At 70.2% G+C, this 22,059-nt stretch carries 17 protein-coding genes and 4 tRNA genes; 3 read left to right on the plus strand and 18 right to left on the minus strand.

The features are described 5' to 3' along the window. Nucleotides 1-119: 119 nt before the first annotated feature. The 15 genes from miv_RS25310 to miv_RS25380 all read right to left on the minus strand — a co-directional run bounded on the left by miv_RS25310 (nt 120) and on the right by miv_RS25380 (nt 13,108). Entirely contained in the window at nt 120-740 is a 621-nt protein-coding gene (locus tag miv_RS25310; protein ID WP_048425445.1) for an NADH-quinone oxidoreductase subunit J, read from the minus strand. 190 nt (nt 741-930) lie between these two features. Continuing rightward, a complete protein-coding gene (gene nuoI, locus miv_RS25315; protein WP_048425444.1) occupies nt 931-1,419 on the minus strand; it encodes an NADH-quinone oxidoreductase subunit NuoI in 489 nt (162 codons plus the stop codon). A 23-nt stretch (nt 1,420-1,442) separates the two neighbouring features. Next, on the minus strand, nt 1,443-2,465 hold the full coding sequence (gene nuoH / locus miv_RS25320; RefSeq protein ID WP_048425443.1) for an NADH-quinone oxidoreductase subunit NuoH: 1,023 nt from the start codon (nt 2,463-2,465) through the stop codon (nt 1,443-1,445). A 13-nt stretch (nt 2,466-2,478) separates the two neighbouring features. Beyond that, entirely contained in the window at nt 2,479-4,560 is a 2,082-nt protein-coding gene (gene nuoG / locus miv_RS25325; RefSeq protein WP_207179590.1) for an NADH-quinone oxidoreductase subunit NuoG, read from the minus strand. A gap of 99 nt (nt 4,561-4,659) precedes the next feature. Beyond that, complete coding sequence (gene nuoF, locus miv_RS25330; RefSeq protein WP_048425441.1) at nt 4,660-5,961, minus strand: NADH-quinone oxidoreductase subunit NuoF; 1,302 nt, start codon at nt 5,959-5,961, stop codon at nt 4,660-4,662. Between the two features lie 48 nt (nt 5,962-6,009). Continuing rightward, nucleotides 6,010-7,113, minus strand: a complete 1,104-nt coding sequence (gene nuoE / locus miv_RS25335) for an NADH-quinone oxidoreductase subunit NuoE (RefSeq protein ID WP_207179593.1) — start codon at nt 7,111-7,113, stop codon at nt 6,010-6,012. A 59-nt stretch (nt 7,114-7,172) separates the two neighbouring features. Further along, the gene (locus miv_RS25340) at nt 7,173-8,363 is read right to left on the minus strand and encodes an NADH-quinone oxidoreductase subunit D (protein ID WP_048425439.1); all 1,191 of its coding nucleotides are present in this window, start codon (nt 8,361-8,363) and stop codon (nt 7,173-7,175) included. A 6-nt stretch (nt 8,364-8,369) separates the two neighbouring features. Continuing rightward, nucleotides 8,370-9,032, minus strand: a complete 663-nt coding sequence (locus tag miv_RS25345) for an NADH-quinone oxidoreductase subunit C (RefSeq protein ID WP_207179595.1) — start codon at nt 9,030-9,032, stop codon at nt 8,370-8,372. Nucleotides 9,033-9,044: 12 nt separating this feature from the next. Next, nucleotides 9,045-9,626, minus strand: coding sequence for a NuoB/complex I 20 kDa subunit family protein (locus miv_RS25350; protein WP_048425437.1), 582 nt, complete (start codon nt 9,624-9,626; stop codon nt 9,045-9,047). A 50-nt stretch (nt 9,627-9,676) separates the two neighbouring features. Then, complete coding sequence (locus tag miv_RS25355; RefSeq protein WP_048425436.1) at nt 9,677-10,042, minus strand: NADH-quinone oxidoreductase subunit A; 366 nt, start codon at nt 10,040-10,042, stop codon at nt 9,677-9,679. Nucleotides 10,043-10,349: 307 nt separating this feature from the next. Next, nucleotides 10,350-10,904 carry a CAP domain-containing protein gene (locus tag miv_RS25360; RefSeq protein ID WP_207179597.1) on the minus strand — a complete coding sequence of 185 codons (555 nt, stop codon included), beginning with the start codon at nt 10,902-10,904 and terminating at the stop codon, nt 10,350-10,352. Between the two features lie 93 nt (nt 10,905-10,997). After that, nucleotides 10,998-12,665: a methyl-accepting chemotaxis protein gene (locus miv_RS25365; RefSeq protein ID WP_244748704.1), complete on the minus strand. Its 1,668-nt coding sequence runs from the start codon at nt 12,663-12,665 to the stop codon at nt 10,998-11,000. Nucleotides 12,666-12,781: 116 nt separating this feature from the next. After that, nucleotides 12,782-12,858, minus strand: a tRNA-Asp gene (locus tag miv_RS25370). Between the two features lie 52 nt (nt 12,859-12,910). After that, a tRNA-Asp gene (locus miv_RS25375) sits at nt 12,911-12,987 on the minus strand. Between the two features lie 44 nt (nt 12,988-13,031). Next, nucleotides 13,032-13,108, minus strand: a tRNA-Asp gene (locus miv_RS25380). Between the two features lie 311 nt (nt 13,109-13,419). Between miv_RS25380 and miv_RS25385 the strand changes: the two genes are divergently transcribed. After that, a tRNA-Val gene (locus miv_RS25385) sits at nt 13,420-13,495 on the plus strand. 335 nt (nt 13,496-13,830) lie between these two features. Here miv_RS25385 and tpiA read toward each other — a convergent pair. Next, entirely contained in the window at nt 13,831-14,592 is a 762-nt protein-coding gene (gene tpiA, locus miv_RS25390) for a triose-phosphate isomerase (RefSeq protein WP_048425434.1), read from the minus strand. A gap of 196 nt (nt 14,593-14,788) precedes the next feature. Between tpiA and miv_RS25395 the strand changes: the two genes are divergently transcribed. Further along, on the plus strand, nt 14,789-16,693 hold the full coding sequence (locus tag miv_RS25395; protein WP_207179599.1) for a peptidylprolyl isomerase: 1,905 nt from the start codon (nt 14,789-14,791) through the stop codon (nt 16,691-16,693). A gap of 4 nt (nt 16,694-16,697) precedes the next feature. Further along, nucleotides 16,698-18,218, plus strand: a complete 1,521-nt coding sequence (gene trpE / locus miv_RS25400) for an anthranilate synthase component I (protein ID WP_207179601.1) — start codon at nt 16,698-16,700, stop codon at nt 18,216-18,218. Nucleotides 18,219-18,445: 227 nt separating this feature from the next. Here trpE and miv_RS25405 read toward each other — a convergent pair whose 3' ends face one another. Beyond that, the gene (locus miv_RS25405; protein WP_058618928.1) at nt 18,446-18,649 is read right to left on the minus strand and encodes a hypothetical protein; all 204 of its coding nucleotides are present in this window, start codon (nt 18,647-18,649) and stop codon (nt 18,446-18,448) included. Between the two features lie 264 nt (nt 18,650-18,913). Further along, nucleotides 18,914-22,015 carry an efflux RND transporter permease subunit gene (locus tag miv_RS25410; RefSeq protein ID WP_207179603.1) on the minus strand — a complete coding sequence of 1,034 codons (3,102 nt, stop codon included), beginning with the start codon at nt 22,013-22,015 and terminating at the stop codon, nt 18,914-18,916. Nucleotides 22,016-22,059 lie beyond the last annotated feature (44 nt).

Here is a 22,059-nt window from a genome sequence, read left to right on the forward strand (position 1 = left end):
CTCGGCCGCGGGCGGCCGCCTTCGTGTCGCGGGGCGCCTGCCCCGCCGCTCTTGCCATCAGCATCGCGAGGCTTGGGGCAGCCCCGCACGAACTCGTTCGACCGCGGTCAGGCCGGCCCTCAGACCTCGACGCCCTGGCCGGTCGGGACCTGGCGGACCTCGACAGCGCTGGCCTGCGTGCGGGCGTTCTGGATCGCGATGTCCTGGCGCTTGACGCCCGGACGGTCGCGCAGGGTCAGCACGATCGCGCCGATCATCGCCACCAGCAGGATCAGGCCGGCGATCTGGAAGAAGAAAAAGTAGTTGGTGTAGAGAACGAGACCGAGGGCCTGCGTGTTGGTGACCGTCTCTGATCCGGGCGAGACCGCCAGCGGACCGTGGACGAGGCCCGGATCGATCGCCCAGGAGCCGACCACGAGGAGCAGCTCGACCAGGAAGACCGCCCCGATCAGGCCGCCGACCGGCAGGTAGTCCTGGAAGCCCTGGCGCATCGCCGCGAAATCGACGTCGAGCATCATGACGACGAAGAGGAACAGCACCGCGACGGCGCCGACATAGACCACGACCAGGAGCATGGCCAGGAACTCCGCCCCCATCAGCACGAACAGCCCGGAGGCGTTCACGAAGGCGAGGATGAGGAAGAGCACCGAAACGACGGGGTTGCGCGAGGCGACCACCATGAAGCCGGAGGCGACGGTGATCGCGGCGAACAGATAGAAGAAGGCGGCGGCTGCGGTCATGCGCTGAATTCATGCCGCCTGGCGGCGGCCTCCTGCCCGACCCCCGGAGCGTGCCGGCGGCTCGTCTATAGAACCCGCTCCCGCGGCGCACAACCGGGGGAGCGGCGAATGTGGCGTCGATCTGGGAAGGATCACCGCCCTCCCCTGTCTTCAGATCCGGGGAGGGCTCGCGGCCCTCCCCCGGCCGCGATCAGCGGTAGGGCGCGTCCGCCGCGATGTTGCGGGCGATCTCGCGCTCCCAGCGGTCGCCGTTCGCGAGCAGCTTCTCCTTGTCGTAGAGGAGCTCCTCGCGGGTCTCGACCGAGAACTCGAAGTTCGGCCCCTCGACGATGGCGTCCACCGGGCAGGCCTCCTGGCACATGCCGCAATAGATGCACTTCACCATGTCGATGTCGTAGCGCGTCGTGCGCCGGGTGCCGTCGTTGCGGCGCGGGCCCGCCTCGATGGTGATGGCCTGCGCCGGGCACACCGCCTCGCAGAGCTTGCAGGCGATGCAGCGCTCTTCCCCGTTGGGGTAGCGCCGCAGGGCGTGCTCGCCGCGGAAGCGCGGGCCGCGATGGCCCATCTCGAAGGGGTAGTTGATCGTCGCCTTGGGCTTGAAGAAGTAGCGCATCGCCAGGGCGAACCCTGTGACGAACTCCTTCAACAGCAGGCCGCGGGCGACCTGGTCGAGCTTCATGGCTCGTTCTCCGACGGGGGGCTTCAGGAGACCGGCGCGAGGCCGGTCAGCTTGAGGACGAAGGCGACGACGAACACCATGACGAGGGAGAGCGGAAGGAAGACCTTCCAGCCCAGCCGCATGAGCTGGTCGTAGCGGTAGCGCGGCACCATCGCCTTCACCATGGCGATCATGAAGAACAGGAAGCTGGCCTTGAGCGCGAACCAGATCAGGCCCGGCACCCAGGTGAAGGGCGCGAACGGGATCGGCGAGAGCCAGCCGCCGAGGAACAGGATCGTGCCCAGCGCGCACATCGTGACGATGGCGACGTACTCGCCGAGCATGAACAGCAGGTACGGGGTGGAGGAATATTCCACCATGTAGCCGGCGACGAGCTCGGATTCGGCCTCGGGCAGGTCGAAGGGCGGGCGGTTCGTCTCGGCCAGCGCCGAGATGAAGAACACCACGAACATCGGAAAGAGCCAGAGCCAGTACCAGCCGAGGATGCCGAGCGAGGTGTCCTGCGCCCGCACGATCTGCGACAGGTTGAGGGAGCCGGCGCACATCAGCACCGTGACGATCACGAAGCCGAGCGAGACCTCGTAGGACACCATCTGGGCAGCCGAGCGGAGCGCGCCGAGGAAGGCGTATTTCGAGTTCGAGGCCCAGCCGCCCATGATGACGCCGTAGACGCCGAGCGACGAGATCGCGAAGATGTAGATGATGCCGACATTGATGTCGGCGATCGGCCAACCGTCGGCGAGCGGGATCACCGCCCAGGCGGCGAGCGCCAGGGTGGCGAAGATCAGCGGCGCCAGGAGGAACAGGCTCTTGTTGGCGCCTGCCGGGATCACCGGCTCCTTCAGCACGAACTTCAGGAGGTCGGCGAAGGATTGGAACAGGCCCCAGGGCCCGACCACGTTCGGGCCGCGGCGCAGCTGCACCGCCGCCCAGATCTTGCGGTCGGCGAGCAGCGCGTAGGCGATGAAGACGAGCAGCGCCACCAGCAGCGCCACGCTCTTCAGGCCTATGAGGAGGACGGTGCCGAGCACCTCCCAGACGGTCATCGGTCGGTGCTCCTCATTCCGCCGCTTCGAGGGCCCGCCCGCGGGCGAGACCCGAGCACTCGGCGAGCACCCGCGAGGCGCGGGCGATCGGGTTGGTGAGATAGAAATCCGCCACCGCGGGGCGGAACGCCTCGCGGCCGGGCTCGCCCGCGAGACCCGCCAGCGTCGTCAGCGCCGCGGCGCCGTCGGCCGGCGCAACTTGGTCGATGCCGGCGAAGTGCGGGTGGGCGGCGTAGAGCGCCTTGCGCAGCGCGCCGAGCGAGTCGAACGGGAGCCGCTGGCCGAGCACGTCCGAGAGGGCGCGCAGGACCGCCCAGTCCTCGCGGGCATCGCCCGGCGGGAAGGCGGCCCGGTTGGCGAGCTGGACCCGGCCCTCGAGGTTGACGTAGGTCGCCGACTTCTCGGTATAGGCCGCGCCCGGCAGGATCACGTCGGCGCGGTGGGCGCCCTTGTCGCCGTGGGTGCCCTGGTAGATCACGAAGGCGCCGGGGCCGACCTCGACCTCGTCGGCGCCGAGGTTGAACAGCACGTCGAGCGCGCCGCCCTGCACCATCTCGGCGAAGGTCAGGCCGCCCTCCCCCGGCACGAAGCCGAGATCGAGGGCGCCGACGCGGGACGCCGCGTTCTGGAGCACGCCGAGACCGTTCCAGCCCTCGGCCTTCGCGCCCAGGCCCTGGACCAGCTTGGCGACCGCCGCGAGGAGCGCAGCGCCGTCCGGCCGGGCGAGCGCCGCCTGGCCGACGATGACGAGCGGCCGCTCGGCGCCCTTCAGCGCCTCGGCGAAGCTGTGGCGGCCCGCCGCGACCTCGGCCAGGGTGTCGGGGCCGGCGCCGAGATAGGTGTGGGGATAGGTGAGGTCCGCATCCTCGCCGATGACGCCGATCTGGATCGGCGCGAGCCGCCAGCGCTTGCGGATGCGGGCGTTGAGGAGCGAGGCCTCGGTGCGCGGGTTGGCGCCCACGATCAGGATCGCGTCGGCCTGCTCGATCCCGGCGATGCCCGGCCCGAAGGTGTAGGCGGCCCGGCCCCAGGCGGGATCGATCGCCGCCCCGTCCTGGCGGCAATCGAGGTTCTGCACCTTGAGCGACGCCATCAGGGTCTTCAGCGCGAAGATCTCTTCGACGCCCGCGAGGTCGCCGACGATCGCGCCGACGCGCTTCGGATCGGCGCCCTTGAGCTTCGCGGCGATCGCGCCGAACGCCTCGGCCCAGGAGGCCGGGCGCAGGCGGCCGTTCTCGCGCAGGTACGGCCGGTCGAGGCGCTGGAGGCGCAGGCCGTCGACGACGTGGCGGGTCTTGTCGGAGATCCACTCCTCGTTGATCGCCTCGTTCACCCGCGGCTCGATCTGCATCACCTCGCGGCCGCGGGTATCGACGCGGATCGCCGAGCCGACCGCATCCATCACGTCGACGGATTCGGTCTTGTTCAGCTCCCAGGGGCGGACGTTGTAGGATTGCGGCTTGTGGACCAGCGCCCCGACCGGGCAGAGGTCGGCGACGTTGCCCTGCAGCTCCGATTCCATCGCGCGTTCGAGGTAGGAGGTGATCTCCATGTCCTCGCCGCGGCCGATGGCGCCGAGATCCGGCACGCCGGCCACCTCCGCCAGGAAGCGGACGCAGCGGGTGCAGTGGATGCAGCGGTTCATCGCGGTCCGCACCAGCGGGCCGATATACTTTTCCTCGACGGCGCGCTTGTTCTCGCCGTAGCGGGTCGAGTCGACGCCGTAGGCCATCGCCTGGTCCTGCAGGTCGCAATGGCCGCCCTGGTCGCAGATCGGGCAATCGAGCGGGTGGTTGATGAGGAGGAACTCCATCACCCCCTCGCGGGCCTTCTTGGTCAGGGCCGACTTGGTCGACACCGCTGGCGGCTCGCCGTTCGGACCCGGGCGGCAATCGCGCACGGCCCAGGCGCAGGAGGCGACGGGCTTCGGCGCGCCCTTCAGCTCGACGAGGCACATGCGGCAATTGCCGGCGATCGACAGGCGCTCGTGGAAGCAGAAGCGCGGGATCTCCGCACCCGCGACCTCGCAGGCCTGGAGCAGGGTGTAGTCCGGCGGGACATCGACCTCGATGCCGTCGACGAGAATCTTGGTCATGCGGTCAACTCTCGGGCGAGGTCCGCGGGGCGCGCGTCTCCGCGCGCCGGGCCGGCGAACCGGGAAGGCAGGTCATGATGCGGCAGACGCGGCACCGTCTCACTCCGCCGCCATCGGCACCGGGGTCGGGTGCGGGTTGGCGGTGTAGCGGTCGATGCGCTTCTCGATCTCGGGGCGGAAGTGCCGAATCAGGCCCTGGATCGGCCAGGCGGCGGCGTCGCCGAGCGCGCAGATCGTGTGGCCCTCGATCTGCTTCGTCACGTCGAGCAGCATGTCGATCTCGCGCTTCTGCGCCCGGCCTTCCGCCATGCGCAGCATCACGCGCCACATCCAGCCGGTACCCTCGCGGCACGGGGTGCACTGGCCGCAGGACTCGTGCTTGTAGAAGTACGCGATGCGGGCGATCGTCGCGACCATGTCGGTCGACTTGTCGAACACCATCACGGCGGCGGTGCCGAGGCCCGACTTCAGGTTCTTCAGCGTGTCGAAATCCATCGGCGCGTCGATGATCTCGGCGGCCGGCACCAGCGGCACCGAGGAGCCGCCGGGGATCGAGCACAGAAGGTTGTCCCAGCCGCCGCGCATGCCGCCGCAATGCCGGTCGATCAGCTCGCGGAAGGTGATCCCGAGCTCCTCCTCGACGTTGCAGGGCTTGTTGACGTGGCCCGAGACGCAGAACAGCTTGGTGCCGGTGTTGCCCGGACGGCCGAGGCCCGCGAACCAGGCGCCGCCGCGGCGCAGGATGGTGCCCGCCACCGCGATCGACTCGACGTTGTTGACCGTCGTCGGGCAGCCGTAGAGGCCCATATTGGCCGGGAACGGCGGCTTGAGCCGCGGCATCCCCTTCTTGCCCTCGAGGCTCTCGATCAGCGCCGTTTCCTCGCCGCAGATGTAGGCACCGGCGCCGTGGTGGACGTAGATGTCGAAGGGGTAGTCGTGGACGTTGCTCTCGCCGACGAGGCGGGCGGCGTAGGCCTCGTCCACTGCGCGCTGGAGCGCGTGCTTCTCGGCGACGTACTCGCCGCGGATGTAGATGTAGCAGGCATGCGCGCCCATGGCGAAGCAGGCCAGCATGCAGCCCTCGATCAGGAGATGCGGGTCGTGCCGCATGATCTCCCGGTCCTTGCAGGTGCCCGGCTCGGATTCGTCAGCGTTCACCACCAGGTAGTGCGGCCGGCCGTCCGACTTCTTGGGCATGAAGGACCACTTCAGGCCGGTGGGGAAGCCGGCGCCGCCGCGGCCGCGCAGGCCCGATTTCTTCATCTCCTCGATGATCCAGTCCCGGCCCTGCTGGAGCAGGAACTTGGTGCCGTCCCACGCGCCGCGTTTCTTCGCGGCCTCGAGACCGGGGGAGTGGAGACCATAGAGGTTGGTGAAGATCCGATCCTGATCGGCGAGCATGGCGATCGTCCTACAGGCCTGCTGTGAAAAGGGGCATCATGGTCGAGATTACTGCTTCGCCTTGGGGCCGGGCGGGCCCTTGTCGGCGGCCTTGTCCGCGTTGGTCACGCCGACGGGCTTGGCCTGCGATCCGTCGGTCTTGCCCGGGGCGTTCGCCGGCACGGCGCCGGCCTCCGGCGTTGTCCCCTTGGCGGCAGCCACCGGGCGGCCGTCCGCGGGGTCGACGGGGGTCGGGGTGTAGGAGCGGCCGCTCTGCGGCGCGCCGACGGTCTCCGACCCGGTGCGGGGGACCGCGACGGTGGTGCGGTCCGGCGTCACCTTGCCCTTGTCGGATTTCGGCTCGACGCCGGCGGGAGACTGGGCCTGCGCGGACGCGGCGGCAGCCTTGCTCTCGGTGGCGCGGCCGGCATCCGGGCGGGCGGCCTTCGGATTCTCGGCGGCCGAGGCGTCGGCACGGGCCTTCTCGCCCGTCGAGTCGGCGCCGGTCTCCTTCAGCCCCTCCTCCTCGAAGCGCTTGCGCCACGCGCCGACGCGCGAGCCGTCGAACAGCGTCTCGTCCTGGAGGGTCGTCACCGCGTCCTTGGGCTCGGAGGAGGTGCGGCCGATCTGCGAGCCGACCTTCACCGGCCGGCCGGCCGCGAGGTCGTCCATGAGCTTGCCGAGGGACTCAGGCGTGAGATCCTCGAAGTAGTCGTGGTTGATCTGCGCCATCGGGGCGTTGCAACACGCGCCCAGGCACTCGACCTCGAGCCAGGAGAAGTTGCCGTCCGGGCTGACATGGCCCGACGGGCCAAGGCGCTCGTGAAGGTACTGCTTCAGCTCGCGGGCGCCGCAGACGTCGCAGGGCGCCGTGCCGCAGACCTGGATCCAGTAGCGGCCGACCGGCTCGAGGGCGAACATCGTGTAGAAGGTCGCGACCTCCAGCACGCGGATATGCGGCATGCCGAGCTGGTCGGCCACCGCCTCGATCGCCTTCTGCGGCAGCCAGCCGCCGTTCTGCTCCTGCGCCTTCCACAGGAGCGGGATCACCGCCGAGGCCTGGCGCCCCTCCGGGTATTTGGCGATCTGCCCCTTGGCCCACTCGGCGTTTTCAGCCGTGAACGCGAAGCTCTCGGGCTGCTCGGAGAGGGGGGCTAATCTGCGGTTGGCCATGTCTCAAACGTCCATGTCTCAAACGTGTCCGACGGGTGCGGGCGAGGGCGTGAGCCCCCTCACCGGTCCACCTCGCCGAACACGATGTCGAGCGTACCGAGGATGCACGACACGTCCGCCAGCAGGTGCCCGCGGCACATCCAGTCCATCGCCTGGAGGTGAGCGAAGCCCGGAGCGCGGATCTTGCAGCGATACGGCTTGTTGGTGCCGTCGGCGACCAGGTACACGCCGAACTCGCCCTTGGGCGCCTCGACGGCGGCGTAGACCTCGCCGGCCGGGACGTGGAAGCCCTCGGTGTAGAGCTTGAAGTGGTGGATGAGCGCCTCCATCGAGCGCTTCATCTCGCGCCGCGGCGGCGGCGCGACCTTGCCGTCCTGCGTGGCGATCGGGCCCTGGCCGGCCGGCTCGCGCAGCTTGGCGATGCACTGCTTCATGATGCGCACCGACTGGCGCATCTCCTCCATGCGGATGACCTGGCGATCGTAGGTGTCGCCGTTCTTCCCCACGGGGATGTCGAACTCCATCTCGGCATAGGCCTCGTAGGGCTGCGACTTGCGCAGGTCCCACGGGATGCCGGAGCCGCGCACCATCACGCCCGAGAAGCCCCAGGCCAGGGCCTCCTCGACGGTGACGATGCCGATGTCGACGTTGCGCTGCTTGAAGATGCGGTTGGCCATCACGAGGTTGTCGAGGTCGTCGACCACCTGCGGGAAGGTCTCGCAGAACGCCTCGATGTCGTCGATCAGGCTCGGCGGCAGGTCCTGGTGGACGCCGCCCGGGCGGAAGTAGTTGGCGTGGAGACGAGCCCCCGAGGCGCGCTCGTAGAAGATCATTAGCTTCTCGCGCTCCTCGAAGCCCCAGAGCGGGGGCGTGAGGGCGCCGACATCCATCGCCTGCGTGGTGACGTTGAGGAGGTGCGAGAGCAGCCGGCCGATCTCGCAGTAGAGCGTGCGGATCAGCTTGGCACGGCGCGGCACCTCGATCCCGAGCATCCGCTCGACCGCGAGGCAGAAGGCGTGCTCCTGGTTCATCGGCGCGACGTAGTCGAGCCGGTCGAAATAGGGCGTCGCCTGGAGGTAGGTCTTGACCTCGATCAGCTTCTCGGTGCCGCGATGGAGCAGGCCGATATGCGGATCGACGCGCTCGACCACCTCGCCGTCGAGCTCCAGCACCAGGCGCAGCACGCCGTGCGCCGCCGGGTGCTGCGGGCCGAAATTGATCGAGAAGTTGCGGATGCTGTGCTCGCCCATGTCGGCTCAGCCTTTCGCCGGTGCCTTGTCGGCTTTCTCGTCGCCCGGGAGCACGTAGTCGGTGCCCTCCCAGGGGGACAGGAAGTCGAAGTTGCGGAATTCCTGCGTCAGTCGCACGGGCTCGTAGACCACCCGGGCCTCGTCCTGGTCGTAGCGGACCTCGACGAAGCCGGTCAGCGGGAAGTCCTTGCGGAGGGGATGACCCTCGAAGCCGTAATCGGTGAGCAGCCGGCGCAGGTCCGGATGGCCCGAGAACAGGATGCCGTAGAGGTCGTAGGTCTCGCGCTCGAACCAGTTGGCGGCCGGGAAGACCGGGATCGCCGACGGGACCGGGGTGCGCTCGTCGGTCTGCACCTTCACCCGGATGCGCCGGTTATGGCGCATGGAGAGCAGGTGGTAGACGACGTCGAAGCGTTTCGCCCGCGCCGGATAGTCGGCGCCGCAGATGTCGATGAACGTCGAGAAGGCGCAAGCCGGATCGTCGCGCAGGTGGGTGAGCACCCGCAGGATCTCCGAGCCCTCGACCACCAGCGTCAATTCGCCGAAGGCGAGCGCCCGGTCGGTGATCGCGGCGCCCAGGCCCGCGGCGAGCGTGTCGGAGAGCGCCAGCAGGGCCGCGTCGCCCTGCTCGGTCTGGGTATGGGCCCGGATGGTGATGCCGTTGCTCATGGGATCCCCGCCTCAGCGCTCGATCGTGCCGGTGCGGCGGATCTTCTTCTGCAGCAGCAGAACGCCGTAGAGCAGCGCCTCGGCGGTTGGGGGGCAGCCCGGGACGTAGATGTCGACCGGCACGACCCGGTCGCAGCCGCGCACCACCGAGTAGGAATAGTGGTAGTAGCCGCCACCATTGGCGCAGGAGCCCATCGAGATGACGTAGCGCGGCTCCGGCATCTGGTCGTAGACCTTGCGGAGCGCGGGCGCCATCTTGTTGGTCAGCGTGCCGGCGACGATCATCACGTCGGATTGGCGCGGCGAGCCGCGCGGGGCGAAGCCGAAGCGCTCGCAATCGTAGCGCGGCATCGACATCTGCATCATCTCGACGGCGCAGCAGGCGAGACCGAAGGTCATCCACATCAGCGAGCCGGTGCGGGCCCAGGTGATGAGGTCGTCCGTGGTGGTGAGCAGGAAGCCGCGATCGGCGAGCTCGTCGCTGATCGTCAGGAACGTCGGGTCGTTGGCGCCGATCGGCTTGCCGGTGGCCGGGTCGAGGATACCCTTGGGCTGCGGCGCGATCTCGGGGGCGCGGACGGTGGTGAGGGCCATGGTGGGGTCCGGTTCCTACGTCTCGGGGGCGGCTCTGCGCGTTCCGGCTTCTAGTCCCACTCGAGGGCGCCCTTGCGCCACTCGTAGACGAAGCCGACGGTGAGCACGCCGAGGAAGAGCATCATCGACCAGAAGCCGAACCAGCCGAGATCCCCGAACGTGATCGCCCACGGGAACAGGAAGGCCACTTCGAGGTCGAAGATGATGAACAGGATGGCGACGAGGTAGAAGCGCACGTCGAACTTCATGCGCGCGTCGTCGAAGGCGTTGAACCCGCACTCGTAGGCCGAGAGCTTCTCGGGGTCCGGGCTGTTATAGGCCACCAGGAACGGAGCCACGAGCAGCGCCACCGCGATGACGAGAGAGACGCCGATGAAGATCACCAGCGGCAGGTAATCCGACAGGAGGCCGTTCATCGAGCATCCTCAAGGGTTGGCGCGAGGCCTTGTGAGCGCGGGCCTTGGCGCGGGCCCGCGCCGCGGGCCGCCGGGGCCGTTCTCGGAACGGTTCCAAAGCCCGGAAGGTGCCGCGAGGCTTAAACGAGCGGGTATTGCGAAACAAGGGGCGTTCGCACCGCACAAACCGCGAACGTCCCTGCGCTACATAAGGATATGCGCGCGGTGCACAACACCGCGGGGCCTCGGGCCTCCCGGGGAGTATCGTCGCAGGGCCCCTTCCCGCTCCGGCCCCGCCGGGTGCCCGATCCGGTCGCCGGGGCGCCGCTCAGCCGTCCGACAGGATCAGGGCCCAGAAGCGCTTGTAGCGGCTGCCGGGCGCATCGACCCGGGCGATGCCCACGCGCCGGACCTGCGGCATCAGCATGTTGCGGTTGTGCTCGGGCGAGACCTGCCAGCGCTTCAGCACCTCGTCGAAGGTGGCGGATCCCGCGCTGAGGTTCTCGGCGGCGTAGCGGCCGCCGAAGCCGGCGCGCTTGAGCCGCACGTCGAAGGTGCCGCCGACCTCGTGCGAGAGCCGGCCGGCGCGGGCGTTGGATTCCGCCTGGTACGAGGCGGCGCGGATGAGCGAGGAATCGACCACCACCGGGCCGAGGCCGTGGCTCGCGCGGTAGCGCGAGATCGCCGCCGCGGCAGCCGCCTCGTCGAGGATCACCGGGGTCGTCGGCAAGTCGGGAGCCGGCAGGAGCGCGCTGCCGCTGCACCCGGCGAGCGCCAGGGCGGTTCCGACGAGGGCGGCGAGCACGAGCGGGCGCCGGGCCACGCCGTGGTGCGGGCGCCCGGCCGGGTGGGCGGGAGCCGTCGAACGGAGCGGCTGGGACATCGTCGGGTCGATCCTCGGGCAGGCGGCGCAGCCCGGCATATCCACGCGGGCGGCGCCACCTGTCCGGTGATTGTGGCGATGTGCGGGCGGCCTTCAGGCGGCCCGGAGCGTCGCCAGGAACCGTCTCACCTCGGCGCCGATGCTGGCGGATTGCTGCGCCACGGTGTCGGCGGCCTGAAGCACGTGGCGGGCGGCGTCGCCGGTGGCCTCGGCGTCGAGGGCGAGGCCCTCGACCGCGCCGCTCACCGTGGCGGTGCCGGCAGCGGCCTCCGCCACGCCGCGCACGATGGCCTGGGTCGCCCCGACCTGGGTCTCGACGGCGGTCGCGACCCGGTCGGTCACGCCGTTGATGGCCCGGGCCTGCTCGGCGACCTCGCCCATGGCGGCGGTCGCGCGCCGGGTCGTATCCTGGATCGCCGCGACCTGGGCGGAGATCTCCTGGGTCGCCCGGTCGGTCTGGCCGGCGAGCTGCTTCACCTCCGCGGCGACGACCGCGAAGCCGCGTCCCGCCTCCCCGGCGCGGGCCGCCTCGATCGTGGCGTTGAGCGCCAGCAGGTTCGTCTGCGAGGCGAGGCCGGCGATCACCGTGACGACGTCGCCGATGCGGGCGGCGGCCTCGCCGAGGCTCTGCATCACCGCCGCCGTGCGGTCGGTTCCCGTCACCGCGTCCCGGGCCATGGTGGCGGCCTCGCGCATGTCGCTGCCGACGGCGTCGATCGACCGGCCGAGGCCCTCGGCGGCGGCGGACAGGCCGCCGGCCCGGCGCGACGCCTCCGCCGCGGAGGTCGCCGCCGTCCCGGCGCGGCTCGCGGCCTCGGCGGCGGTGCCGGACAGGGCCCGGGCGGTCGCGTCGAGGTCGCTTGCCGCCGCGTCGACCTGGGCCAGGACCTGCGCCACCGCGGTCTCGAAGGTCTCGACCTCGCGGGCCATCTGGGCGGCGCGGCGGGCCTGCGCCTCGCTGGCATCCCGCTCGGCCGCCAGGCTCTCGCGCTCCGCGAGGACGACACGGAAGCCGTCGATGGCCCGGGCGATCCGGCCGATCTCGTCGCGCCGCCCGGTTCCGGGGATCGCCGCGTCGTAGCGCCCATTCGCCAGGGCCGCGGTGGCGTCGGTCAGGCCGGCGAGCCCGCCGACGATCGAGCGCCAGCCGAGGACGCCGAAGAGGCCGATGCCGAGGATCGCCACGCCGGCGATGGTGCAGAGCCAGAGGGCGTGACGCCAGAACGCGGCGTCGATGTCGTCGACGTAGACGCCGGTGAAGATCGCGAGCGTCCACGGCGCGAAGCCCTGGATGTAGCTCAGCTTCGGGACGTGGGCCTCGCCGCCCGGGCGGGTGAAGACGTAGCGCAGGGTGCCGGGCGTCCCGGACCGGGCGATGTCGGTGATCGCCTTGACGAGCAGCATGCCGCTCGCATCCTTCAGGCCGCTCATGTCCTTGCCGACCCAGTCGGGCTTGGGCGGCATCACCAGCGCCTTGCCCGTATAGTCGTAGACCGCGACGTAGTTGTCGCCGTCGTAGCGCATCGCGTTGGCGCGCCGCTGGAACGTCGCCATCGCGGCCTCCCTCGTCAGCGCACCGGCCCTCACATCCGCGTCGAGGCCGGTCGCGGTCGCCACCACCACGTCGGTCAGGGCCCGGAGCTTCGCCACGCGCTCGTTGATCAGGCTGTCGTGGTTTGCCCGCAAGGCGTAGAGAACCACCGCCCCCAGCCCGAGCACCGCCGCCGCCATCAGGACGGCGAACTTTCGGCTCACGCTCATGTTAGACCAAGACATCCGCATCCCCGAGTTTCGTTGGGGAATGCCTTAGGGGCGCGATGCTTGACGTTGCCTTAGCGTAAGCTGCGGATCGGGGGATTTTTGTGCAGTGCGGCGAGTGGCGCGGGCGACGGGGCTCGAACCCGCGACCTCCGGCGTGACAGGCCGGCACTCTAACCAACTGAGCTACGCCCGCGCGGCGCGCTCGCTTCACCATGTAGCCTCGGCTGCCACTCCCTCGAAGGAAGTGGCGCGGACGACGGGGCTCGAACCCGCGACCTCCGGCGTGACAGGCCGGCACTCTAACCGACTGAGCTACGTCCGCACATGGCGCTTTGCACTACAGAAACGCCTTATCCGTAAAGGAAGTGGCGCGGACGACGGGGCTCGAACCCGCGACCTCCGGCGTGACAGGCCGGCACTCTAACCGACTGAGCTACGTCCGCCCGGCGTCTCGCAGTGCTGCGATGGCTGCGGTGTATGGGGCGCCCCCTACCCTGTCAAGCCGCCGGCTCAAGAAAGCCGGGAGGGGGTGCGGGACGGGTGTCGGGCGCGTCGGCGGGCCACCACTCGCGGCCCGCGTCGCATCCGCAAAACGCCTCGCTAGCTCCGGCGTGCAGGGCCTCGTTCCCTGCCGGAGCTCGCTCCGTGCAGAGTCCGGCCCGGAGCAAGCTGGCAGCAGCATTAGGCTGGCAGCAGCATCTTGGCCTCGGCGTCTTGCACTCGCGGCCCGAGCCCCTTAACGATGCCGGCACCCGGGCGGTTAGCTCAGTTGGTAGAGCATCTCGTTTACACCGAGAGGGTCGGCGGTTCGAGCCCGTCACCGCCCACCAGGGGCTTCGTAGCCCGTCGCGCCCGCCTCGCGTTCGGGCGCGCCAAACCGGTGTCGCCCGTCAGCGCGACGCGCCGAGGCGTTCCGAAATCGTTCGTGTCGTGCAGCGGAGCGTCGCGCGCTGAAGGCTCGCCGGGATTCCTCCAGGTGCGTCCGGGAGCGTGAGGACCGCCGTCTCGTTCATCCGGAGGCGCGTTTCTGACAGCGGCTCCGCTGGTGCATGCCGGAACGGACCACCATGCGAGAAGAACGTGTCGGGGCCGCGACGGGCCCTCGATATCGTCATGGGTCGAGACCCCCTCGCAGGGGGCCTCGCCGAATCGTCTTGCCGTCGCCTCAGCGATACGCCGCCGCGATCCCCAAGAAGTCCTCGGCCTTCAGGCTCGCGCCGCCGACGAGCGCGCCGTCGACATTGGCCACGCTCATCAGTTCGGCGGCGTTCGAGGGTTTCACCGAGCCACCGTAGAGGATCCGCATCCTGGCGCCCTCCGCGCCGAGCCGGCCTTCGAGCTCCCGCCGGATCAGGGCGTGGACCTGCGCCACGTCGTCCACCGTCGGGGTGAGCCCGGTGCCGATCGCCCAGACCGGCTCGTAGGCGATCACCGTGTCGGCGGCCGTCGCGCCGTCCGGCAGCGAGCCGGCGAGCTGGCCGCGCACGATGTCGAGGGTGCGGCCGGCCTCGCGCTCCTCTCGGGTCTCGCCGACGCAGATGATGGCCACGAGGCCGGCACGGCGGGCGGCGAGCGCCTTGGCGCGGATGTCGGCATCGCTCTCGCGGTGGTAGGCGCGGCGCTCGGAATGGCCGACGATGGTGTAGCGCGCACCCAGATCCGCTAGCATCTCGGCCGAGACGTTGCCCGTATAGGCGCCGTTCGCCTCGGCATGGACATCCTGGCCGCCGACCTGGACCGGGGAGCCCTTCAGCGCGGCGGCGGTCGCGCCGACGAGGGTCGCGGGCGGGCAGACCAGCACGTCGATGCGCGCGGCGAGGCCGGCATCGAGGCCGTCGCGAACCGCCTCGGCGACCGCGAGCGAGGCCTGGAGGCCGTTCATCTTCCAGTTTCCCGCCACCAGCGGGCGCGGCCGTTCGGTCGTCATCTCTCTCCCCCGATCCTGCACAGGCGATCCAGCCTCGTCGGTCCTGGACAAGCGTTGCCGGGTAACAGGTCCGCCGCCGAGCGGCAAACGTCCGGGGAGGCCCGCCCTTTGCCTTGCGGCGCTTATGCGGTATCGCGGCCGGAACCGGGCGCCGCCTCGCGGACAGGCGCCCTCATGGGTTTTTCTGAGGATCGCGATGCTCCAGGGGTTCCGCGCCGCCAGCCAGAGCTGGCTCGGCAAGATCGTGGTGACGGTGGTGTTCGGCCTCCTGATCGCGGGCCTCGCCATCTTCGGCATCGGCGACATCTTCCGCGGCGGCGGCAGCAACGCGGTCGCGACGGTGGGCAGCACGCAGATCCCGGCCGAATCCCTGCGGACCGCCTACCAGAACCAGCTCCAGCGCCTCTCGCGCCAGAGCCGCCGGCCGATCACGCCGGACCAGGCCAAGGCGCTGGGCCTCGACCGCCAGGTGCTGGCCCAGCTGATCACCGAGGCCTCGCTCGACCAGAAGACCAAGGATCTGGGGCTGCGCATCCCCGATTCGACGGTGGTGCGGCTGATCCAGGAGGAGCCGGCCTTCAAGGGTCCGAACGGCGCCTTCGACGTCAACACCTTCCGCGATACCTTGCGGCAGGCCGGCCTGACCGAGCAGGGCTTCGTGCAGGAGCAGCGCGCGGTCGCCGCCCGCCTCCAGCTCGCCGACGCGATCACCGCCGAGCTGCCGGTCTCCCTCGCCGCCCGCGAGGCGATCCACCGCTACACCTCGGAGCGGCGCGCCGCCGCCATCGTCACCCTGCCGGATTCGGCGGCCGGCGAGATCCCGGCCCCGACCGACGAGCAGGTCACGACCTTCTACAACGAGCGCAAGGGCGCGTTCCGGGCGCCGGAATATCGCAGCGTCAACCTGCTGGTCCTCGATCCGGCGACCATCGCCAAGCCCGACGCGGTGACCGAGCCCGAGGCCCGCGCCCGCTACGAGAGCGAGAAGACCCGCTTCGGCACCCCCGAGAAGCGCACGATCCAGCAGATCGTCTTCCCGAACGACGCCGATGCGGCGGCGGCGCTCGCCCGGATCCGCAGCGGCGCGGTCACCTTCGATCAGGTCGCCACCGAGCGCGGCCTCGACGCCAAGGCGCTGGATCTCGGCACCTTCACCAAGTCCGAGCTGTTCGACCCGGCGGTAGCCGACGCCGCCTTCGCGGCCGAGCCGGACACGGTGAGCGAGCCGGTCAAGGGCCGGTTCGGCACGGTGCTGCTGCGCGTGACCGCGGTGCAGCCGGCGGCCCGCAAGCCGTTCGAGGACGTGGCGGGGGAGATCCGCGCCGAGGTCGCCCTCGACAAGGCCCGGGACGGGCTCGAGAAGGTCCACGACGCGATCGAGGACCAGCGCGCCGGCGCCAAGCCGCTGGCCGACATCGCCCGCGAGCAGGGTCTCACCCTCGTCAGCGTGCCGGCGGTGGACGCGCAGGGCCGCGATCCCCAGGGCAAGGCGGTCGAGGCGATTCCCGACAAGGACGCGACGCTGGCGGCGATCTTCCGCAGCGAGATGGGGGCCGACAACGAGGCCCTGCGCACCCGCGCCGGCGGCTACGTCTGGTACGACGTGACCAAGGTCGACCCGGCCCACGACAAGCCGCTCACCGAGGTCCGCGATGCCGTGGTGGCGCAGTGGAAGGCCGACGAGGTCGCCCGCCGCCTCGCCGCCAAGGCCCGCGAGGCGACCGAGCGGCTCGACAAGGGCGAGGCGATCGAGGAGGTCGCGAAGTCCCTCGGCCAGGAGGCGAAGACCGTGACCGACCTCGCCCGCGGCCGCGGCCGCGACGGCCTGTCGACCGAGAGCGTCGCCCGGATCTTCGCCACGCCGGTCGGCAAGGCCGGCACCGCCGCCGGCGAGGACACCGCCCGGGTGGTCTTTCGGGTGACGAGCGCCACGGTACCGGCCTTCGTGCCGAGCGCCGCCGGCGCGGTCGCCGTGGAGCAGCAGTACCGCACGGCGCTCGCCGACGACATCCTGGCCCAGTACATCGCCGACGTGCAGAAGCAGGCCGGCATCTCCGTCAACGAGGCGGCCTTCCGGCGCGCCATCGGCGGCGAGTACTGATCCCGTGCCGGTCGCCCCCTCCCCCGAGGCCGCCGCCGCCGCCGCCGCCTATGCCGAGGGCCGGCCGGTCCTCCTGCGCACCACCCTGGTGGCGGATCTCGAGACCCCGGTCGCCGCCTTCCTGAAGCTGAAGGCCGGCCGCGAGGGCGCGGCCTTCCTGCTCGAATCGGTCGAGGGCGGCGCCGTGCGCGGCCGCTACTCGATGATCGGGCTCGACCCCGACCTCGCCTGGCGCTGCGCCGACGGCAGGGCCGAACGGGCCGTGGCGCCCGACCTCGCGGCCTTCGCGCCCGAGGACGCCCCTCCCCTCGACAGTCTGCGGGCGCTGATCGCCGAGAGCGCGATTCCGGCCGAGCCCGGCCTGCCCCCGATGGCGGCCGGCCTGTTCGGCTATCTCGGCTACGACATGGTGCGGGAGATGGAGCGGCTCGGCCCCGCCCATCCCGATCCGATCGGGGTGCCGGACGCGATCCTGGTCCGTCCGACCGTGATGGTGATCTTCGACGCCGTGCGCGACGAGATCGCGCTCGTGGCGCCGATCCGGCCGATCGCTGGCCTCTCGGCCAGGGCCGCCTACGAGCGGGCGCTCGCCCGGCTCGACGCGGCCGCCGACGCGCTCGAGGGCCCGTTGCCGGTCGAGGCGCGGCAGAACCCGGCCGAGATCCCGACGCCGGCGCAGATCTCGAACGTCGCTCCCGAGGACTTCCACGCCATGGTGGCGCGGGCCAAGGAGTACATCGCCGCCGGCGACATCTTCCAGGTGGTGCTGTCGCAGCGCTTCGAATCGCCGTTCGGCCTGCCGGCCCTGGCGCTCTACCGGGCTTTGCGCCGCGTCAACCCGGCGCCGTTCCTGTGCTACCTCGATTTCGGCGGCTTCCAGATCGTCTGCTCCTCGCCCGAGATCCTGGTGCGGGTGCGCGATGGCGCGGTGACGATCCGGCCGATCGCCGGCACGCGGCCCCGCGGCGCGACGCCGGAGCAGGACAAGGCGCTGGCCGACGAGCTCCTGGCCGATCCCAAGGAGCGCTCCGAGCACCTGATGCTGCTCGATCTCGGCCGCAACGATGTCGGCCGCGTCGCCGAGATCGGCAGCGTGCGGGTGACGGATTCGTTCTTCCTCGAATTCTACAGCCAGGTCATGCACATCGTGTCGAACGTCGAGGGCCGCCTCGATCCCCGGCACGACGCCCTCTCGGCGCTCGCCGCGGGCTTCCCCGCCGGCACGGTCTCGGGCGCCCCGAAGGTGCGGGCGATGCAGATCATCGACGAACTGGAGCGCGAGAAGCGCGGGCCCTATGGCGGCTGCATCGGCTATTTCGGCGCCGACGGCCAGATGGATACCTGCATCGTGCTGCGCACCGCCATCGTCAAGGACGGCCGGATGCACGTTCAAGCCGGAGCCGGCATCGTGCACGATTCCGATCCGGCCTCCGAGCAGCAGGAATGCATCAACAAGGCCAAGGCGCAGTTCCGAGCGGCCGAGGAGGCGGTGCGCTTCGCCGCGCAGGCACGGCGGGGCCAGTAGCGGGTTCGCTCCCGCACGCGTCACCCTGATAGCCGATCGATCCCGACGGTCATCCCGGGGCTCGCGCGGCGAGAACTCGGGATCCATCAATGCTGACGGTGCAGGGCGCGGCAGAGCGCGTTCCGCGTCATGCCGAAGCCTCGGCGGTTATGGATCCCGGGTTCCGCTGCGCGGCCCCGGGATGACATCGGTGGATGTCAAATCCCGCGAGGGACGATCGCTGCGACTTACTTCCGGTTGGTGATGAGGCTGTCGACGTTGCGATTGGCCTCCCGGTTCTCTCGGTTCTGCTGCTTGATCTGGTGCTCGGTGTATTTCTGAGACATCTCGTCCCGCTTGCCCTGCGGGATGGTATTCTCGGCAGCGAAGACCGGCGTCACCGACAGCAGGCACGCGGCGCAGAGTGTGGCGGATATCAGCGGCTTGATCATGGCCTCTTCCTCATGGTCAGTTGCCGATCAACAGCCGATATATCGGCGCGGTTTCATGACAATTGGTCCATGATGAGGACATGTCGGGCGTCTCACGCATGGCGGACCGCCCGACCGCCCGAGGCGAGCAGGCGTTCGGTCACCGCATCCGCGACGCGCGCGGGTGACAGAGGCGTTGCGTGGGTTGGCGGAAACCCGTCGCACGCCCCTCGCCCGTCTCAGGAGATGCGTCGGTCCCGTGCGGAACGGCGGCGCCCGCCTCCCCTACTCCGCCGCCGCCGGCCGATGCGCTCCCTCGTGCCCCGGCGGCTCGTCCACCGCGCCGACGAACCGGCCGAACAGCCGGCCCATCAGGCGCGAGAGATCGTCCATCAGGAGGAAGATCGCCGGCACGAACAGCAGCGACAGCAGGGTCGAGACGATCAGGCCCGAGATCACCGCGATCGCCATGGGTGAGCGGAACTCGCCGCCGATGCCGAAGGCCATCGCGCTCGGCACCATGCCGGCCGCCATGGCGATCGTCGTCATCACGATCGGCCGGGCGCGCTTGGCGCCGGCCTGGGTGATGGCGGTGACGCGATCGACGCCGCGGGCCATTTCCTCGACGGCGAAATCGACCAGCATGATGGCGTTCTTCGTCACCACGCCCATCAGCATCAGGATGCCGATCACCACCGGCATCGAGATCGGCCGGTTGAAGATCAGGAGGCCGAGGATCGCCCCGCCGATCGAGAGCGGCAGCGAGAACAGGATGGTCAGCGGCTGGAAGAACGAGGCGAAGAGCAGGATCAGCACGCCCAGCACCATCATCAGGCCGGCGCCCATCGCCATGGCGAAGCCCTCGAACACCTCGCCCATCACCTCGGCATCGCCGGTCTGGCGTAACGAGATGCCGGGCGGCAGGTTGCGGGCGGTGGGCGTGTTCATCGCGAGCTTGATCTGCTCGCCGAGCGCGTCCGAGCCCTGCATGTTGGCCTCCAGCGCCACGCGCACCGCGCGGTCGTAGCGGTCGATCGCGGTGGGTCCGCGGCCGAGGCTGATATCGGCCACCGCGGCGAGCGGCACGGAGGTGCCGTTCTTCGCCGGCACCTTCAGGCTTTCCAGCGCCGAGAGGTCGCCGCGCAAGGCCGTCGGCAGCTGCACCCGGATCGGGATCTGCCGGTCGGTGGCGTTGAACTTGGCGAGGTTCTGGCCGATGTCGCCGATCGTCCCGACGCGCACCGTCTCGGCGATGGTGTCGGTCGAGACGCCGAGATCGGCGGCGACGCCGGCTTTCGGGCGGATGCGGACCTCGGTGCGGTCGAGGGGGGCGGTCGACATCACGTTGACGAGGTTGGGCAGGGCCGCGACCTCGCGCTGCATCTTGTCCGCCACCTCGGTCACCTGGGCGGTGTCGCCACCCGCGACGATGAGGGTGAAGTCGCGCTGGCCGCCCTCGCGCAGCGACCAGTAGCGTACGTCCGCCTCGTCGCGCATCAGGTCCATGATCGCCGCCTCGACGTCAGCCTGCTTGCGGGGGCGCGCGTTCTTCGGCGTCAGGTTGATGGTGAAGGTGGCGAGTCGCACCTCCTTCTTGCCCGGCAGCTGGCGGCCGCCGTCGACGAAGACCGAACGGACCTCGGGCAGGGTGCGGATGCGTGCTGCGATCCGGTCGGTGACCGCGATCGTGTCGTCGAGGCGTGCGCCCGGGGGCAGCTCCACCACCATCAGGGTGCGGGCCGCGTCCTCCTTGGGCAGGAAGCCCGCCGGCAGCAGGCTGGTGGACAGGATGGAGGCGGCAAACAGCGCCAGGCCGACCACCAGCGTCACGTATTTGTGCCGCACCGACCACAGGACGAGGCGGTTGTAGACCCGCATCACCGGCCCCTCGCGCTCCTCGTGGTGGCCGTGGTCGCGCAGGAAATAGGCCGCCATCATCGGGGTGATGAGGCGGGCCACCAGGAGCGACATGAAGACGGCCGCCGCGATGGTGAGGCCGAACTGCTTGAAGTACTGCCCGGCGATGCCGCCCATGAACGAGACGGGGGCGAAGATCGCGATCAGCGTCGCCGTGATGGCGATGACGGCGAGCCCGATCTCGTCGGCGCCCTCGATCGCCGCGCGGTAGGGCGACTTGCCCATCCGCATGTGGCGAACGATGTTCTCGATCTCCACGATCGCGTCGTCGACCAGGATGCCGGTGACGAGGGTGATGGCGAGAAGACTCACCGCGTTGAGCGAGAAGCCCATCGCGCTCATCGCCCAGAAGGTCGGAAAGACCGAGAGCGGCAGCGCGACGGCCGCGATCAGCGTCGCACGCCAGTCGCGCAGGAACAGGAACACCACCAGCACCGCGAGGCCTGCGCCCTCCATCAGGCTGTGCATGGCGGATTCGTAGTTGCCGATGGTGTTGGTGACCGACGAATCGATCCGGTCGAAGCGGACGCCCGGATATTCCTTGCCGAGATCCTCGATCTTCTTCGACACCACCTCGCCCACCGAGGCGTCGGAGGCGCCGCTCGCCCGCGAGATCGCGAAGGCGACGACCGGCTGGCCGTTGAGGCGGGCGAAGGTGCGGGGCTCCTCGGCCCCGTCGCTGAGCGTCGCGAGGTCGTCGAGGCGCACCTTGCGGCCACCCGGCAGGACGATCGAGGTCGCCGCCAGGGTGTCGAGGCTCGACGAGGCGGCGAGCGTCCGGATCGACTGCTCCTGGCCGCCGACCTCGGCCCGGCCGCCGGCCATGTCGGCGGAGGTGAGCCGCAACTGACGGTTCACGTCGGCCGCGGTGATGCCGAGCGCCAGCAGCCGGTCGGGCTTCAGGGTGACGCGGACCTCGCGGGCGACGCCCCCGAGGCGCTCGACGCCGCCGACGCCGCGCAGGCCCTGGATCTGGCGCGCCACCACGTCGTCGACGAACCACGACAGGTCCTCGGGCGTCATCGCGGGGGCCGACGCCCCGTAGACCATGATCGGCAGTCCGGCGATCTCGACCCGGGCGATGATCGGTTCGTCGATCGTCCGCGGCAGGTTCATCCGGACCTTGGCGATCGCGTCCTTGACGTCGTTGACGGCGCGATCGGTGTTCACCTCCAGGCGGAACTCGATCGTCGTCGTCGAGGTGCCCTCGGTGATCGACGAGATGATGTGCTTGACGCCCTTCACCCCCGCCACCGCGTCTTCGACCCACTTGGTGACCTGGGTCTGCAATTCGCTCGGCGCGGCGCCGGCCTGGGTCACGGTCACCGAGACGATCGGGATGTCGATGTTGGGGAAGCGAGTGATCGGCAGGCTGCGGAAGCTCACGAGGCCGAGCAGCCCGAGCACCAGGAAGAGCACGATCGAGGGGATCGGCTTGCGGATCGCCCAGGCGGAGACGTTCAGGCGCATCGAGCGGACCCGGTCAGGAGAGGAAGGCGGACGAGGCGGGCGTC

This window comes from Methylobacterium indicum, assembly GCF_017347565.1.
Taxonomy (GTDB): Bacteria; Pseudomonadota; Alphaproteobacteria; order Rhizobiales; family Beijerinckiaceae; genus Methylobacterium; species Methylobacterium indicum.